Annotated in this window: 13 protein-coding genes; 5 read left to right on the top strand and 8 right to left on the bottom strand. The window is 70.1% G+C overall.

What is annotated here, in order from left to right; all coding sequences use genetic code 11:
• Nucleotides 1-230: 230 nt before the first annotated feature.
• From ACIO1C_RS26340 to ACIO1C_RS26330, 3 genes are all read left to right on the top strand, one after another.
• Nucleotides 231-2753, top strand: coding sequence for an ATP-dependent Clp protease ATP-binding subunit (locus ACIO1C_RS26340; protein ID WP_401867579.1), 2523 nt, complete (start codon nt 231-233; stop codon nt 2751-2753).
• A 406-nt stretch (nt 2754-3159) separates the two neighbouring features.
• Nucleotides 3160-3951 (top strand): M23 family metallopeptidase, encoded by a 792-nt coding sequence (locus tag ACIO1C_RS26335; protein WP_401867576.1) that lies wholly within the window; start codon nt 3160-3162, stop codon nt 3949-3951.
• 109 nt (nt 3952-4060) lie between these two features.
• Nucleotides 4061-5788 carry an amidohydrolase gene (locus tag ACIO1C_RS26330; RefSeq protein ID WP_401867573.1) on the top strand — a complete coding sequence of 576 codons (1728 nt, stop codon included), beginning with the start codon at nt 4061-4063 and terminating at the stop codon, nt 5786-5788.
• A 13-nt stretch (nt 5789-5801) separates the two neighbouring features.
• Here the strand turns inward: ACIO1C_RS26330 and ACIO1C_RS26325 are convergent, their stop codons facing one another.
• Nucleotides 5802-6380, bottom strand: coding sequence for a TetR/AcrR family transcriptional regulator (locus ACIO1C_RS26325; protein ID WP_401867571.1), 579 nt, complete (start codon nt 6378-6380; stop codon nt 5802-5804).
• A gap of 111 nt (nt 6381-6491) precedes the next feature.
• Between ACIO1C_RS26325 and ACIO1C_RS26320 the strand changes: the two genes are divergently transcribed.
• Entirely contained in the window at nt 6492-8117 is a 1626-nt protein-coding gene (locus ACIO1C_RS26320; protein ID WP_401867569.1) for an MDR family MFS transporter, read from the top strand.
• A gap of 17 nt (nt 8118-8134) precedes the next feature.
• Here ACIO1C_RS26320 and ACIO1C_RS26315 read toward each other — a convergent pair whose 3' ends face one another.
• The 6 genes from ACIO1C_RS26315 to ACIO1C_RS26290 all read right to left on the bottom strand — a co-directional run bounded on the left by ACIO1C_RS26315 (nt 8135) and on the right by ACIO1C_RS26290 (nt 13203).
• A complete protein-coding gene (locus ACIO1C_RS26315; RefSeq protein WP_401867567.1) occupies nt 8135-8626 on the bottom strand; it encodes a DUF5958 family protein in 492 nt (163 codons plus the stop codon).
• A gap of 33 nt (nt 8627-8659) precedes the next feature.
• Nucleotides 8660-9979: a two-component system sensor histidine kinase CseC gene (cseC, locus tag ACIO1C_RS26310; protein WP_401867564.1), complete on the bottom strand. Its 1320-nt coding sequence runs from the start codon at nt 9977-9979 to the stop codon at nt 8660-8662.
• Between the two features lie 33 nt (nt 9980-10012).
• The gene (gene cseB / locus ACIO1C_RS26305; protein ID WP_401867561.1) at nt 10013-10717 is read right to left on the bottom strand and encodes a two-component system response regulator CseB; all 705 of its coding nucleotides are present in this window, start codon (nt 10715-10717) and stop codon (nt 10013-10015) included.
• A 70-nt stretch (nt 10718-10787) separates the two neighbouring features.
• Entirely contained in the window at nt 10788-11492 is a 705-nt protein-coding gene (locus ACIO1C_RS26300) for a hypothetical protein (RefSeq protein ID WP_401867559.1), read from the bottom strand.
• Complete coding sequence (locus ACIO1C_RS26295) at nt 11480-12076, bottom strand: SigE family RNA polymerase sigma factor (protein ID WP_401867557.1); 597 nt, start codon at nt 12074-12076, stop codon at nt 11480-11482. Before ACIO1C_RS26295 ends, ACIO1C_RS26300 begins: the two co-directional genes overlap by 13 nt.
• Nucleotides 12077-12267: 191 nt before the next feature.
• A complete protein-coding gene (locus ACIO1C_RS26290; protein WP_401867554.1) occupies nt 12268-13203 on the bottom strand; it encodes an A/G-specific adenine glycosylase in 936 nt (311 codons plus the stop codon).
• 203 nt (nt 13204-13406) lie between these two features.
• Here ACIO1C_RS26290 and ACIO1C_RS26285 point away from each other — a divergent pair, with 203 nt between their 5' ends.
• Complete coding sequence (locus tag ACIO1C_RS26285; RefSeq protein WP_401867553.1) at nt 13407-14333, top strand: hypothetical protein; 927 nt, start codon at nt 13407-13409, stop codon at nt 14331-14333.
• 99 nt (nt 14334-14432) lie between these two features.
• Here the strand turns inward: ACIO1C_RS26285 and disA are convergent, their stop codons facing one another.
• A complete protein-coding gene (gene disA, locus ACIO1C_RS26280) occupies nt 14433-15557 on the bottom strand; it encodes a DNA integrity scanning diadenylate cyclase DisA (RefSeq protein WP_161307535.1) in 1125 nt (374 codons plus the stop codon).
• Between the last annotated feature and the right edge of the window lie 24 nt (nt 15558-15581).

The following is a 15581-nucleotide window of genomic DNA, read 5'->3' as shown; positions in this document are numbered from 1 at the left end:
GCGTCTCACGTTCGCCATCGGCGTACTGCCGATGAGGGTATCTGCCTGGCCTGCGGGAACATCGTCTCGCACCATCAGGTTGGAGCTGTTGACGGCGTCCGGGGCTCACGGCCGAGGACGCGGGACCCGGCAGTTGGAATGAGCGGTCCCCGCTTGCGGGACTAAGCTGCGGAAGGACAGGGAGGGGACCGACCCCTTTACTGCCTGACCGCTCTGAGGAGCGATTAACGATGTTCGAGAGGTTCACCGACCGCGCGCGGCGGGTTGTCGTCCTGGCTCAGGAAGAAGCCCGGATGCTCAACCACAACTACATCGGCACCGAGCACATCCTCCTGGGCCTTATCCACGAGGGTGAGGGTGTCGCCGCTAAGGCCCTGGAGAGCCTCGGGATTTCGCTCGAGGCGGTCCGCCAGCAGGTGGAGGAGATCATCGGGCAGGGGCAGCAGGCCCCGTCCGGCCACATCCCCTTCACTCCCCGTGCCAAGAAGGTCCTGGAGCTGTCGCTCCGCGAGGCCCTTCAGCTGGGCCACAACTACATCGGCACGGAGCACATCCTGCTCGGCCTGATCCGCGAGGGTGAGGGCGTCGCCGCCCAGGTCCTCGTGAAGCTGGGCGCCGATCTCAACCGGGTGCGGCAGCAGGTCATCCAGTTGCTCTCCGGATACCAGGGCAAGGAGGCCGCCACCGCCGGCGGTCCTGCCGAGGGCACGCCCTCCACGTCCCTGGTCCTCGACCAGTTCGGCCGGAACCTCACCCAGGCCGCTCGTGAGTCCAAGCTCGACCCGGTCATCGGGCGCGAGAAGGAGATCGAGCGGGTCATGCAGGTGCTGTCCCGCCGGACGAAGAACAACCCTGTGCTCATCGGCGAGCCCGGCGTCGGCAAGACGGCGGTCGTCGAGGGACTGGCGCAGGCCATCGTCAAGGGCGAGGTGCCCGAGACCCTCAAGGACAAGCACCTCTACACCCTCGACCTGGGCGCGCTCGTCGCCGGTTCCCGCTACCGCGGTGACTTCGAGGAGCGGCTCAAGAAGGTCCTCAAGGAGATCCGCACCCGCGGCGACATCATCCTGTTCATCGACGAGCTCCACACCCTGGTGGGTGCGGGCGCCGCCGAGGGCGCGATCGACGCGGCTTCGATCCTGAAGCCGATGCTGGCCCGTGGTGAGCTCCAGACCATCGGTGCGACCACGCTGGACGAGTACCGCAAGCACCTGGAGAAGGACGCGGCCCTTGAGCGCCGTTTCCAGCCCATCCAGGTCGCGGAGCCGTCGCTGCCGCACACGATCGAGATCCTGAAGGGGCTGCGCGACCGTTACGAGGCGCACCACCGCGTGTCCATCACGGACTCCGCGCTGGTCGCCGCCGCGACGCTCGCCGACCGCTACATCTCGGACCGCTTCCTGCCGGACAAGGCGATCGACCTGATCGACGAGGCCGGCTCCCGGATGCGCATCCGCCGGATGACGGCCCCGCCGGACCTCCGCGAGTTCGACGAGAAGATCGCGGGCGTCCGCCGCGACAAGGAGTCGGCGATCGACTCCCAGGACTTCGAGAAGGCGGCGTCTCTCCGCGACAAGGAGAAGCAGCTGCTGGCGGCGAAGACCAAGCGGGAGAAGGAGTGGAAGGCCGGCGACATGGACGTCGTCGCCGAGGTGGACGAGGAGCTGATCGCCGAGGTCCTGGCGACGGCCACCGGCATCCCGGTCTTCAAGCTCACCGAGGAGGAGTCCTCGCGGCTGCTGCGCATGGAGGACGAGCTCCACAAGCGCGTCATCGGCCAGAAGGACGCCATCAAGGCGCTCTCCCAGGCGATCCGCCGTACGCGAGCGGGTCTGAAGGACCCGAAGCGCCCCGGTGGCTCGTTCATCTTCGCCGGTCCGTCCGGTGTCGGTAAGACCGAGCTGTCCAAGACGCTCGCCGAATTCCTCTTCGGCGACGAGGACGCGCTGATCGCGCTCGACATGTCGGAGTTCAGCGAGAAGCACACGGTCTCGCGCCTCTTCGGTTCGCCCCCCGGTTACGTGGGGTACGAAGAGGGCGGCCAGCTCACCGAGAAGGTGCGCAGGAAGCCGTTCTCCGTCGTTCTGTTCGACGAGGTCGAGAAGGCCCACCCCGATATCTTCAATTCCCTGCTCCAGATCCTGGAGGACGGTCGCCTGACCGACTCCCAGGGCCGGGTCGTGGACTTCAAGAACACGGTCATCATCATGACGACCAACCTCGGGACCAAGGACATCTCCAAGGGGTTCAACCTGGGCTTCGCGGCGCAGGGTGACACCAAGAGCACGTACGACCGGATGAAGACGAAGGTCAACGAAGAGCTCAAGCAGCACTTCCGGCCCGAGTTCCTCAACCGTGTGGACGACACGGTGGTCTTCCACCAGCTCACCGAGGAAGACATCATCCAGATCGTCGACCTGATGGTCGACAAGGTGGACGAGCGGCTCAAGGACCGGGACATGGGCCTGGAGCTCAGCCCGGCCGCCAAGTCGCTCCTCGCCAAGAAGGGCTACGACCCCGTGATGGGCGCCCGGCCGCTGCGCCGGACGATCCAGCGTGAGATCGAGGACATGCTGTCGGAGAAGATCCTCTTCGGCGAGCTGCGCTCGGGTCACATCGTGGTCGTGGACACCGAGGGCGAGGGTGAGGCGAAGAAGTTCACCTTCCGCGGCGAGGAGAAGTCGGCGCTGCCGGACGCCCCGCCGATCGAGCAGGCGGCGGGCGGCGGCCCGAACCTGACGAAGGACGTGTAGTCCTCGCGAAGGCGCGTACGCACGAAGGGGCTGCCCCGGACCGTTTCTCACGGTGCGGGGCAGCCCCTTTTGGCGTGTGTGCCTTTGCGGCGTGTGCCTTTTGGATGTCCGGCCGGTGGGGCCCTTGGTCCTGAAACGGACAGGGCTTCGGTCCGGGGGTCGTGACAAGCCGCACAGGGCGTTTCGGGGCTACTAGGGGACGTAGTGCCGGGTGCGGAGCGGGGTGGGCCCGGGGGGCCGGGGCCGGATGGGGCGGTGTCCGCGTCAAGGGACTTTATGCCGTTCCGACTCCTACGACGGCATGTCGTAGATGGGTGGTTTGGGCGGAGATGGGGGTCTGGGTTACCAAGGTGGGGACCGCCCGGCATCCGTGTCGGGTCCCTTCATGCCCGGAGGTTTTCCCCGCATGTTCCAGCGCGACCAGTTCCGTCTCTCCCGTCTCCCGTCCACCCTGCGTACCCGTACCGGCCTGCTGGCCGCCGGCCTCGGGGTGTCCATGGCGTGCGGGGCGGGGGCCGCGGTCGCCGCGACCGGTGGCGACGGCGCCGATGGCGGAGTGAGCCGTACCGCGACCGCCGCGACCGCCTCCGTGGCGTCCGGCGCGGTGGCGAAGCAGGCCGCCGCGCAGGCCACGGCCGCGGCGCACGCCAAGAAGGCCCAGGCCGAGCGCGCGGAGGCGGAGGCGAAGAAGGCCGAGTCCGAGGCGAAGAAGAAGGCCGCGAAGATGAAGGCGGACAAGGCCAGGGCCAAGGCGAAGGCGGCCAAGATCAAGAAGGCGCACGGCTGGACGGACCCCGTCGACCGCTACCAGCTGAGCGCGACGTTCGGCCGGGGCGGCAGCATGTGGTCCCACAAGCACTCCGGCCAGGACTTCGCCGTACCGACCGGCACCTCGGTCAAGGCGGCCCACAGCGGCACGGTGGTCAAGGCGGGACCGAACGGCGCCGGTGACGGATCCGCGTACGGCAACGCGATCGTGATCCGGCACAGTGACGGGAAGTACTCGCAGTACGCGCACCTGTCCAAGATCAAGGTGTGGGTCGGCCAGCACGTGAAGGCCGACCAGCGGATCGCGTACTCCGGCAACACCGGCAACTCCAGCGGTCCCCACCTGCACTTCGAGATCCGTACGACCCCGAACTACGGCTCGGCGATCAACCCGCTCACCTTCCTGCGCCACGCGGGTGTCACGGTCTGAGCGGGGTGTGAGGCGGGGGCGCTTCTACCGTGACAAAAGGTGCCATCACGGCATCTTCTGACGTGGATGTGAGGCCGCACCTTCCGGTGGGGCCCGGAGGGTGTGCCCGATGTCTTCTCAGGTGTCCGCCCCTGGTAGTCAACCCGCTGACCTGGTCGTCCGTGGTTCCGCCGTCTACACCCTCGACCCCGGCCGGCCGTGGGCGGACGCCTTCGCGGTGCGGGACGGGACGGTCCTGGTGGTGGGCGACGAGGCCGACGTCGAGGCGGTGACGGGCCCGGAGACCCGGGTGGTCGAGACCGGGGGCGGCATGGTCATGCCGGGTCTGGCCGACGTGCACGCCCATGTCGGGTTCGGCGGTCAGGCGGCCGCCTGGGAGCTGGCGCTGTCGCCGGCGTCCGGTGTCGAGGAGATCCTCGCGGCGGTACGGGACCGGGCCCGCGGCCTGGGTCCCGACGCGTGGGTGGCCGGCGGTGTCGTCAGCAGTCCGGTGTTCCACGCGCTGGGCAGTCTGGAGAGTCTGGCGGCCCTGGACGAGGCGAGTCTGGGCCGGCCGGTGATGCTGCGGGACGACTCGCTGCACAACCGGTGGGTGAATTCCCGGGCCCTGGAGATCCTCGGCGTGGGCGTGGGCGTGGCGTCGTCTGAGCCGACCGGCGGGAGTTATGTGCGGGACGCGGCGGGCCGTCCGGTCGGACTCCTGCTGGGCGGGCCGTCCACCGATGCCGAACTGGCCGTCCGGCGGAGCTCCGGGGACGTACCCGAGCGGGATGCGCGGTCGGCGCGCACCGCCGTGTCGATCTTCAACTCGGTGGGGGTCACCGCGATCCAGGACGCGGCGACGATGGGGGCCTGGTTGGACGTGTTCACCGCACTCGACCGGGCGGGCGAGCTGAACGCCTGGATCGTGGGGTCTCTGCCGGCGAGGGAGTTCGTCGAGTCGGGCCCGGCGGGGACCGAGCTGTTCGACACCGCTCCGGCCCGCCGGTCGGCGCATGTGCGGTCGGACTTCGTGAAGGGGGTGCTCGACGGGGTGCCCATGACCCGGACCTCGAAGTTCCTGGACCCGTACAAGCCCGATCCGTTCGCTCCCGGGGGTACCCCGGCCGGTCATGTGTGCCCGTTCCACGGCGAGGGGCTGTTCAGCGACGAGGAACTCCTCCGGCTGCTGGAGGAGGCGGTCACGCGCGGGCTGCACGTCAAGCTGCACGCCACGGCGGACGCGACGGTACGCCAGGCGCTCGACGCCATCGCCGTCATGCGGGAGCGGCACGGCGACGGTCCCCTGTTCCATGTCGCGCATCCGGAGTTCGTCCACCCCGACGACGTGATCCGTTTCGCCGACCTGGGTGTGGTGGCCGACGCCTCACCGGTGCTGTGGTTCCCCCACCCGATGAACGGCATCATCGCCCAGCAGGTCCAAGACCACTACATGGAACGCATCTGGCCCTTGCGGGACCTGCACGACGCGGGCGTCCTCGTGGCGGCCGGATCCGACTGGCCCGTGGCCATGCCGCTGCCCGATCCGTGGCTGAGCATCGAGACCATGGTCACGCGCCGCAGCCCCGACCCGGCGTTCCCCGGTGCGCTGGCGGCCGACCAGGCGCTGGACCTCGACACGGCCGTACGGGCCCACACCGTCAACGCGGCCCTCGCCATGGGCCTGGCCGAGCGGACCGGGCGGCTCTCACCCGGCATGTCCGCCGACTTCATCGTGCTGGACCACAACCTCTTCGACGTGCCGGTCGAACGGATCCACGCCACGCGGGTGAGGCAGACGTGGTTCGCGGGCCGCCTCGTACACGAAGATCACGAGGATCGGCCGGACGGGCCCTGATCGAGGGCCGTCCTCAGAGTTCGACGTGGTGGGCCTGGGTGATCAGGTCGGTGGAGACCTCCAGGATGGCCAGCCGCTTCTCCTCGGGGTCCGCCTCGATGTCCTTGAGGGCGAACAGCCCCGCGTGCATGGTGAAGATCGCGCTGGTGCACCGTACGCGGTTGACCATGGTGGCGTCCGGGTCCAGCAGCAGCTCCATCAGGGCCATCATGCGGTCCTTGAAGGTCTCGCCGATGCTCAGGTCCCGTATCGTCGCCTGGTTCTCCTGCATGAAGCGGAAGATCGGGGAGGCGCCGCGCAGGGCGGCGCTGTAGCGGCGCAGGATCTCCCGTTTCGTCTCCAGCGTGGCGGGCTGGGTCTTGCCCCACTCGATCAGCGTGTCGATCGGCCGTGTCACGTCCTGGAAGACGCTGATCAGGATGTCTTCCTTGGTCTTGAAGTGGTAGTAGAGCGCGGCCTTGGTAACGTCCAGGTGCTCGGCGATCTCCCGCAGCGAGGTCTTCTCGTATCCCTGTTCGGCGAAGAGCTCCAGGGCGACATCCTGGATGCGCTGACGGGTGTTGCCCCGTCGGGGGTGCTGAGTGCTGCCCACGGTGCTCTCCTTGGGGAAAAACTTACTTGACGCCCGGCAAGTTAGCCGTCTACCTTCCTGAGTGTAATGCTAGCTTGCCGGGCGGCAAGTAAGTCAGGGGAGTAGGGGACGATGAGTCAGACGAGCCGTCAGACGGGGAAGGCCGAACAGGCCGCGGCACCCGGGGACCCGTCAGCCGGGACGTTGACGCCCGGCAAGCCGGAGCCGCAGCCGCGCAGCGTGCGCATCGTGCTGCTCGCGCTCATGATCGCGATGCTGCTGGCGATGCTGGACAACATGATCGTCGGTACGGCCATGCCGACGATCGTCGGGGAGCTGGGCGGCCTTGAGCACCTGTCCTGGGTGGTCACCGCGTACACCCTGGCCACCGCCGCCTCGACCCCGATCTGGGGCAAGCTCGGCGACCTGTACGGCCGCAAGGGCGTCTTCCTCGTCTCCATCGTGATCTTCCTGATCGGTTCCGCGCTGAGCGGGATGGCCCAGGACATGAGCCAGCTGATCGGCTTCCGCGCGATACAGGGCCTGGGCGCGGGCGGTCTGATGGTCGGCGTGATGGCGATCATCGGTGACCTGATCCCGCCCCGCGAGCGGGGCAAGTACCAGGGCATGATGGCCGGCGTGATGGCCCTCGCCATGATCGGCGGACCGCTGGTCGGCGGCGCCATCACCGACCACCTCGGCTGGCGCTGGAGCTTCTACATCAACCTGCCGCTGGGCGCGGTGGCGCTGGCGATGGTCACGGCCGTCCTGCACCTGCCCAAGAAGGACCGCTCGAAGGTCAGGATCGACTTCCTGGGCGCCGGGCTGCTGACCGTCGGCATCACCTCGATCGTGCTGGTCACGACGTGGGGCGGCACGGAGTACGACTGGAGCTCCGCGATCATCATGGAGCTCATCGCGCTCGGTGTGGTCGCGCTCATCGGCTTCGTCGTCGTCCAGAAGAGGACCGCGGAGCCGCTGCTGCCGCTGCACATCTTCCGCAGCCGCAACTTCACCCTCATGTCGGTGATCGGCTTCCTCACCGGCTTCGTGATGTTCGGCGCGGTGCTCTTCCTGCCGCTGTACCAGCAGTCCGTGCAGGGCGCCTCCGCCACCAACTCGGGCCTGCTGCTCCTGCCGATGCTGCTGTCGATGATGGTCGTCTCGCTGATCGCGGGCCGGGTCACCACCAACACCGGCAAGTACCGGATCTTCCCGATCCTGGGCGGCGCCCTGATGACGGTCGGCCTGTTCCTTCTCGCGCAGATGGACACCGAGACCTCGCGGCTGACGTCCGGCGTCTACATGGCCGTGCTCGGCGCGGGCATGGGCTTCCTGATGCAGATCACGATGCTGGTCGCGCAGAACAGCGTCGAGGCCAAGGACATGGGCGTCGCGTCCTCCTCGACGACCCTCTTCCGTACGCTGGGCAGCTCGTTCGGTGTCGCCATCATGGGCGCGCTCTTCAACTCCCGCGTACAGGACGAGATGGCGGCGAGGGGCGGCAGCACCAGCGGCGGCCTCGCGTCCGCCCAACTGGACGCGGCCAGCCTGGCGAAGCTCCCGGACGCGGCCCGCGAGGCGTACCAGCACGCGGTGTCCACCGGCATCCACGGCGCCTTCACGCTGGGCGCGGCGATCGCGGTGATCGGCTTCGTCGCGGCGTTCTTCGTCAAGGAGGTCCCGCTGCGGGGCGCGGGCCCGAAGCCGGCGGACGACCCGTCCCCGGCGGAGGGCAGGGTCCCCCAGTCGGCCTGACGCCCGGCGGCACACACTCACAACGGAACGTCCCCCGACGCGCTCGCGCCGGGGGACGTTCCGTTGTGTGCGCAGTGCGGTCGCCCTGCCGCATGGGGGGCGAACCCCGACCGGTCAGCGACGGACAGGTTGTGCCACCAGTGGCCGCATCCGTCGGAGCAGTGGCGTGCGCGGCGCCGCTCGTCGGCGATCGCGAGTAGCGCGATCAGCAGTCGGAACGCCTTGCGGCGTTCGTCGGGTGGAGTGAGGGACGCGATTTTCCACAGTTGTTGGTCGATCCGGCCGTGGGTGATCAGTACCGCGGGGGTGTGGGTGGGGCGCAGCCCGGCTCGGCGGATGCTTTCCGGGCCGTCCTCGGTGACGGCGCGCGCCTGGGCGCAGTGATGGGAGAGATACCGCAGTGTCTCGGACTGCTCTGCCGGGCCCAGGGCCTCGAACCATTCGATGCCCTGTGACATCGAGCGCAGTCCCTGGGCGAGTTCGTTGAGCATCAGGTCGCGTTCGGTCATGGCTGCATTCTGGGCGGAGCCGCGTCCGCCGCGTCACCTCGGCCCCGGCAGGTGCAGGATCGGGAAGCTGCCTGTCGTGGTGGGGGCGTGTTCCGGGAGCCAGAGGACCGCTATCGCCCCGGGGGCGGTTTCCGGGGTGGGGGTGGGGTCCTGGGCCGCGTTGCGGAAGGTCAGGCGGGCGCCCAGGACGCGGGCCTGGCCCGCCGCGATGGTCAGGCCCAGGCCGTGGCCGTGGCCCGCGCGGTCACTTGCTCCCGTACGGAAGCGGCTCGGGCCCTCGCGCAGGAGCGCGTCGGGGAAACCGGGGCCGTGGTCCCGTACCCGTACCACCCGGCCCTCGACCGTGACCTCCACCGGCGTCCCGCCGTGCTTCGCCGCGTTGGCCAGCAGATTGCCCAGGATGCGTTCCAGGCGGCGGGGATCGGTGTTCACCCACGAGTCGTTCGTCACGTGCACGGTGATCGTCCGGTCCAGTGCGGTGACCCGCCGCTTCACGAACTCGCCCAGTTCGATCTCCTGGAGTTCCGCCCGTTCCGACGCGCTGTCCAGGCGGGCTACTTCGAGTACGTCTTCCACCAGTGTTCTCAGTGCTTGGGCTCTGTCCCGCACCAGTTCCGTCGGGCGGCCCGGCGGCAGCAGTTCCGCCGCCGTGAGCAGGCCCGTCACCGGGGTGCGCAGTTCGTGGGCGATGTCCGCCGTCACCCGGCGCTCCGCCTCGATCCGTTCGTTCAGGGCGTCGGTCAGCGCGTCCACCGCGCGCGCCAGTTCGTCGGTCTCGTCGCGTACGACCCCGCCGACCGCGTCCCCCACCCGTACGTCCGTGTTGCCCTGCGCGACCCGGCCCGCCGCTGCCGCCGCCCTGCGCAGCCTGCGGGACAGCTGGCCGCCGATCAGCACGCCCAGCGCGCAGCCGCCGAAGACCACCGACACCGAGCCGATGATCAGGGCCCGGTCCAGATCCTTCATGATCGTCGTACTGCGGTCGGCGAACTTGTTGTGGAGGGAGAGCACCGTGCCGTTCCCCAGCGGGACGGCCGCCCAGACGTCCGGCACACCGGCGCTGACGTCCTGCACGTACGTCGCCCGCCGGCCCTGCGCCATCTTCTCCCGCAGGTCGTGCGGCAGCGCCGGGTCGTTGACCTTCGTGCCGAACTTGGGCTCCTTGGTCGTGTCGTACATCCGCTGCGCGAACAGCAGCCGCTCCAGCTGCACCTCGCGCGCGTTGTCGAGCATCGAGACCTGTGCCGCGTTGTGCACCACCAGGCTCAGCGCCACCGCGACCAGCGCGCCGACCGCCGCGATCGCGATGCTGATCTTCCAGCGGACCCCGGTCCGCAGCGCCAGGCGCCTCATACGCGGAGCCTCATGCCTTTCATATGCGGAGCCTCATGCCCTGAGCTTGTAGCCGAAGCCGCGGACCGTGTCGATCCGGTCCTGCCCGATCTTGGTACGCAGCCGCTGGACGTGGACGTCCACCACCCGGGTGTCCCCGCCCCAGCCGTAGTCCCAGACCCGCTCCAGCAGCCGGTCGCGGGACAGGACCGTGCCCGGCGCGGTCGAGAACTCCAGCAGCAGCCGCATCTCGGTCGGGGTCAGCGCGACCGGCACCCCGCCCCTGCGCACCTCCATGCCCTCCGTGTCGATCTCCAGCTCGCCGAAGGTCAACACCCCCCGCTCGTCGGGCCCCTCCCGCCCCGCCGGGTCCCCGGCCGCCCGGCCCGCGTGCCCGAAGCGGCGCAGGACGGCCCTGATCCGGGCCACCAGCACCGCCCCGTCGAACGGCTTGGTGACGTAGTCGTCCGCGCCGGCCTCCAGGCCCAGCACCACGTCGATCGCGTCGGCGCGCGCCGAGAGCATGATCACGGGCACGGTCGACTCGTCGCGGATACGGCGGCACAGGCTGACGCCGTCGAGGCCCGGGACCATCACGTCGAGCAGCGCGATGTCGGGGCGGTCGGCGCGGAACGCCTCAAGACCGGACAGCCCGTCGGGCATCGCGGTCACCACGAAGCCGTCCCGCTCCAGCGCGAGCTGGGTGGCTTCGCGGATGACGTCGTCGTCCTCGACGAACAGCACGTGGGTGTCGGCCATCGGGCGGCTCTCTCTGCTCTCTCTGTCCGTGGTGGGTCGGCGGTGGGTCGGCGGTGGGTTCGCGGCGGTCTCAGTTCTGGCGCGGCACCGTCGGGTCCACGGCGTCCGGCGCCTCCACCGCGCCGTCGCCGACCGCGCTGCTGTAGTTGTTGCGCACGCGGTAGCGCTCGGTGAACTTGGTGTCGCTCCAGCTGTAGGTGACCACGTCCTCCCCGGAGGGATACGCCACCGGGTCACCCTTCGCGTACACCTGCTGGGTGAGGACCAGTTCCCCCCGGTCGATGGTGGCATAGACGGCCGGTTCCTCGACGGCGAAGACGTTCTGGTACGTCTCGTCCTTCGCGCGGTACACGTACGTGCCGATGCCCACCGCGTCCCCGCAGGTCATCACGTTCACCACCACGTCAGGGACGGATCCGCCGGTCAGATTCCCGTACGAGGTGTCCACCGGATAGGCGCCCTCGGAGCACGGTTTGAGATCGGCCTTGATCCGCTTGCTGACCGTGGGGTCCCCGCGCAGCAGCCACGCCGCGTCCACCGTCTTCACCGGCGGGACCGCCGAGGCCCCCGGCGCGGGCACTCCCCGCTCCACGGGCGTGGTCACGGCCGCGCCCTCGTCCCTCGTACCCGTACCACCGGTCGAACACCCGGCGGCCAGCAGGCACAGCGCGGCCACGGCGACCATGGCCGCCGTAGCCGCCGCGAATGATCCCGCCGTACCCGCCGTGAGTGGTCCCGCCGTCGCCGGCCGGACCGGGCCCCTCAGGCCACGCACCGCTCCCGCCCCCGATCCTGGCGGCCGATGAGGCCGCCGCCGTGCTCCGCCCGTTCCAGCATGCGTGCCTCCGCCTCGTCGGCGGACCGGCTCTCCAGCTCCTCGCGGAGCCGGGCCAGCGCCCGGTGCAGCGTGCTCTTGACCGTACCGGCCGACATTCCCAGCGCCGCGGCCGTCTCTTCCGTACTCATCTGCTCCCAGTGTCGCAGCACCACCACACTGCGCTGCTTGGGAGCCAGGACGGAGAGGATGTCCATCAGCAGGGCGCGGTCGGCGCGCTGCTCGGTGCCGTCCTCGACGCTCGCGTCGGGCAGCTCCTCGGTGGGGACCTCTTCGAGCCGGCGCGCGCGCCACCACTCCGTACGGGTGTTGATCATGACGCGGCGCAGGTAGGCGTCGGCGAGGGACTTGTCGGCGATGCCGTCCCAGCGGCCGAACGTACGGGCCAGGGCGGTCTGGAGCAGGTCCTGGGCGTCCACCGGGTCGGGCACGAGCCGCCGGGCGCTGCGCAGCAGGGCCTCCTGCCGGGTCCGTACGTACTCCTCGAACCCGAGCACCTCTCCGAGCACTTCGCCCTGCGCCATGCCAACCGCCTCCGACCCCGTGACCGTTCCCGCGTTCTTCCTTGCGCCACTGAAATTACGGAGCGGTTGTCACGGGGCTGTGCGGGGCAGCCGTCGGCAAACGCACGGCTGTCCATCGGTTGTGTAACGGAAGGCGGGGCGGGCCTCTGGGGTCCTGGTCCCAGGGCCCGCGTACGGGTCGGCTCAACGCGTCAGCTCAGGGGCAGGCGGTACACACCGTTCTCCATCGGCTCTACCAGGCCGTCGGCCACCAGCCCGTCCAGCGCGCGGGCCCGCTGCACCGGCTCCTCCCACACCGCGTCCAGCACCTCCTGCGGTACGGGGGTGAGCGCCTCGCGCAGGACGGCGAGCAGCTTGCCGCGCACCTGGCGGTCGGTGCCCGCGTACGTCTGACCGCGCCGGGCGGGTCCTTCGTGCGCCGGCTTGCCGGCCAGCCGCCAGGCGCACCGGTCGGCGATCGGGCACCGTACGCACTCCTCGCCCTTCGCCGTACAGACCAGCGCGCCCAACTCCATGGAGGCGGCGGCCCAGCGGGCTGCGGTCGGCTCGTCCGGGGGCAGCAGGGAGCGGGCCAGCTTGCGCTCGGCGGCCGTGGTCGCGTTCGGCGGGAACTGCACGCCGGTGACCGCCCGCGCGAAGACCCGGCGCACGTTCGTGTCGAGGACCGCGTGGCGCTGTCCGTACGCGAACGACGCGACGGCCGCCGCCGTGTACTCGCCGATCCCGGGCAGCGAGATCAACTGGGCGTGCTCGCTGGGCACATCCCCTCCGTACCGTTCTGTTATCGCCTGCGCGGCCCCGTGCAGGCGCAGCGCGCGGCGGGGGTAGCCGAGCCGCCCCCACGCCCGGACGGCCTCGCCGGGCGGCTCCTTCGCCAGGTCGGCGGGGCGCGGCCAGCGGGCGAGCCACGCCTCGTAGACCGGGAGCACCCGGCTCACCGGGGTCTGCTGGAGCATGAACTCGCTGACCATCACCCCCCAGGCACCCGCTTCCGGGCGGCGCCAGGGCAGATCGCGGGCGTGGGTGTCGAACCACTCGATGACAGGGGCGTGGAGGGCGGCGGCGGACGCCGTGGCCGGGGGCGGCGGCGTCGCGGAGGTCTCGGGAGTCGGAGAGGTAGCAGTCATGGCACCTCCGATCCTGGCATGTTCCGACCTGCGGACGGCGCATCGGACGCGTGTGCGGCGGGGTGCCTTCGACGTGTGGAGGGGTGTCTTCGGCACGTGACCGGCCACCGTCAGGATCAGCGCAAGCTGATGATCCGTAAAACTTGCGAAGACGGACGGCATGGGGGCGGGAGTTGGCGGAGATCTCTCGTACAGTTTGCGACGTGGGATCTTTGCGTAATCCGGTCGGGCCGCTCCCCTCTCCCATCTACTGGCGACGGAGGGCAGTAGCGGCGACGCTGATCGCGCTGCTCGCGTTGCTGGTCGTGTGGATCGTCACCTCCGGTGAGGGCGGCGGTAAGAAGAACGACGACCGGTCGGACGGAGCCAATCCGGCCACGTCCATCACGCCGGGGCCCTCGGGATCCGGGCCCGCCATCAGCGAACAGCCGGGCGGGCGCGACGAGTCGGGCGGGAGCGGCGGCGAGGGCGGTACGGACTCCGGCGCGGGCGACAGCGGCAAGAACGGCGACCCCGCGGGCACCGGCGGCGCCGGGGCGGGCACGGGCGGCGCGGGTTCCGGCGGTGCGGGTTCGGGCGGTGCGGGTTCGGGCGGCGCCGGTTCCGGTGGTACGGCCGGAGCCGCGAACGGCGGTACGGGCGGCGGTACGGGCACGGCGGGTACGGGCGGCGCCGGGGGCACCGGGAGCATCAACTCGGGGCGGCAGGTACCGGCCGGCTCCACCCTCCCCAACTGCGTCCGGGGCTCGCTGATCCTGCGCCTCGACGTCAGCAAGAACGCGTACGAGCCCGGCGAGAAGCCCGCGTTCCGGCTCATCGCCACCAACACGTCCACCACCACGTGCAAGGCGGACTTCGGGCCGAAGGCCGTGGTGCTGACCGTCACCGACGCGGAGGACGACCAGCTCTGGTCCTCCGGGGACTGCCCGAAGACGGGCCGGGCGCTGTTCGAGATCCCGGCGGGCGCGACGATCACACGGACCGTGGAGTGGGACCGTAGGAAGAGCGCCCCGAAGTGTGCGAAGGCGCCTGCCGGGGCGGTGGCTCCGGGGACGTACCTGGTGGAGATCACCACGGCGGGCGCGTCGGTGCAGCAGGGGCAGAAGTCCATCCGGCTGGAGAAGGACTGACCCTGGCGGGTGGGGTGGCCGCCCGGTACGGCCTTCGGCCGTGTCCTCAAGCGCCGGACGGGCTGGATTCAGCCGCCGGCCGGGGGACCAAGAAAACCTTCAGACGTACCGCTCCAGGATCGACGACTCCGCCAGCCGTGACAGGCCCTCGCGGACGCTGCGCGCACGCGCCTCGCCGACGCCGTCCACCGTCTGGAGGTCGTCCACGCTCGCCGCGAGCAGCTTCTGGAGTCCGCCGAAGTGCTCCACGAGCCGCTCGATGATCGTGCCCGGCAGCCTCGGCACCTTCGCCAGCAGCCGGTAACCCCGCGGCGAGACCGCGGAGTCGAGCGTCTCGGGTGAACCGCTGTACCCCAACGCCCTGGCCACCACGGCCAGTTCCAGCAGCTCGGCGTGGCTGGGCGAGCCCAGCTCCGCGAGCGCCTCGTCCACCGTACGGGACCGCTTCGCCGTCGGCTCCGGTACGTAGTCCCGTACCACCAGCTCACGCTCCGGCTCGACGCCCGCGATCAACTCGTCCAGCTGGAGCGAGAGGAGACGGCCGTCGGTGCCCAGCTCGACCACGTACTCCGCGATCTCCGTGGCGATCCTCCGTACCATCTCCAGGCGCTGCGCGACCGCCGTCACGTCCCGGACCGTGACCAGATCCTCGATCTCCAGCGCGGAGAGCGTGCCCGCCACCTCGTCCAGACGGAGCTTGTAGCGCTCCAGGGTCGCCAGCGCCTGGTTCGCCCGCGACAGGATCGCCGCCGACTCCTCCAGGACCCGGCGCTCCCCGTCCACGTACAGCGCGATCAGGCGCATCGACTGGGACACCGAGACCACCGGGAACCCGCACTGCTTGGACACGCGGTCGGCGGTCCTGTGCCGCGTGCCGGTCTCCTCGGTAGGGATGGAGGACTCCGGGACCAGCTGCACACCGGCCCGCAGGATCTTGGTGATGTCCTTGTCCAGGATGAGCGCGCCGTCGAGCTTGCACAGCTCGCGCAGCCGGGTCGCGGTGAACTCCACGTCCAGGACAAAGCCGCCCGTGCACATCGACTCGACGGTCTTGTCCATGCCGAGGACGATCAGACCGCCGGTGTTGCCGCGCAGGATCCGCTCCAGGCCGTCACGCAGCGGCATCCCGGGCGCGACGGCGCTCAGGGAGGCGCGCATCAGCGCCTCGTTGCCGGAGCCCGCGCCGGACTTTCCGGGTGCTGATGCCCGGTCGTTGGCTGCCACTGCACTCCTCCGGCTCGTACGGAT

The sequence above is a fragment of the Streptomyces sp. NPDC087420 genome (assembly GCF_044744165.1).
In the GTDB taxonomy this organism is placed as follows: Bacteria; Actinomycetota; Actinomycetes; order Streptomycetales; family Streptomycetaceae; genus Streptomyces.
This window is presented reverse-complemented; position numbering and strand designations above follow the sequence as displayed.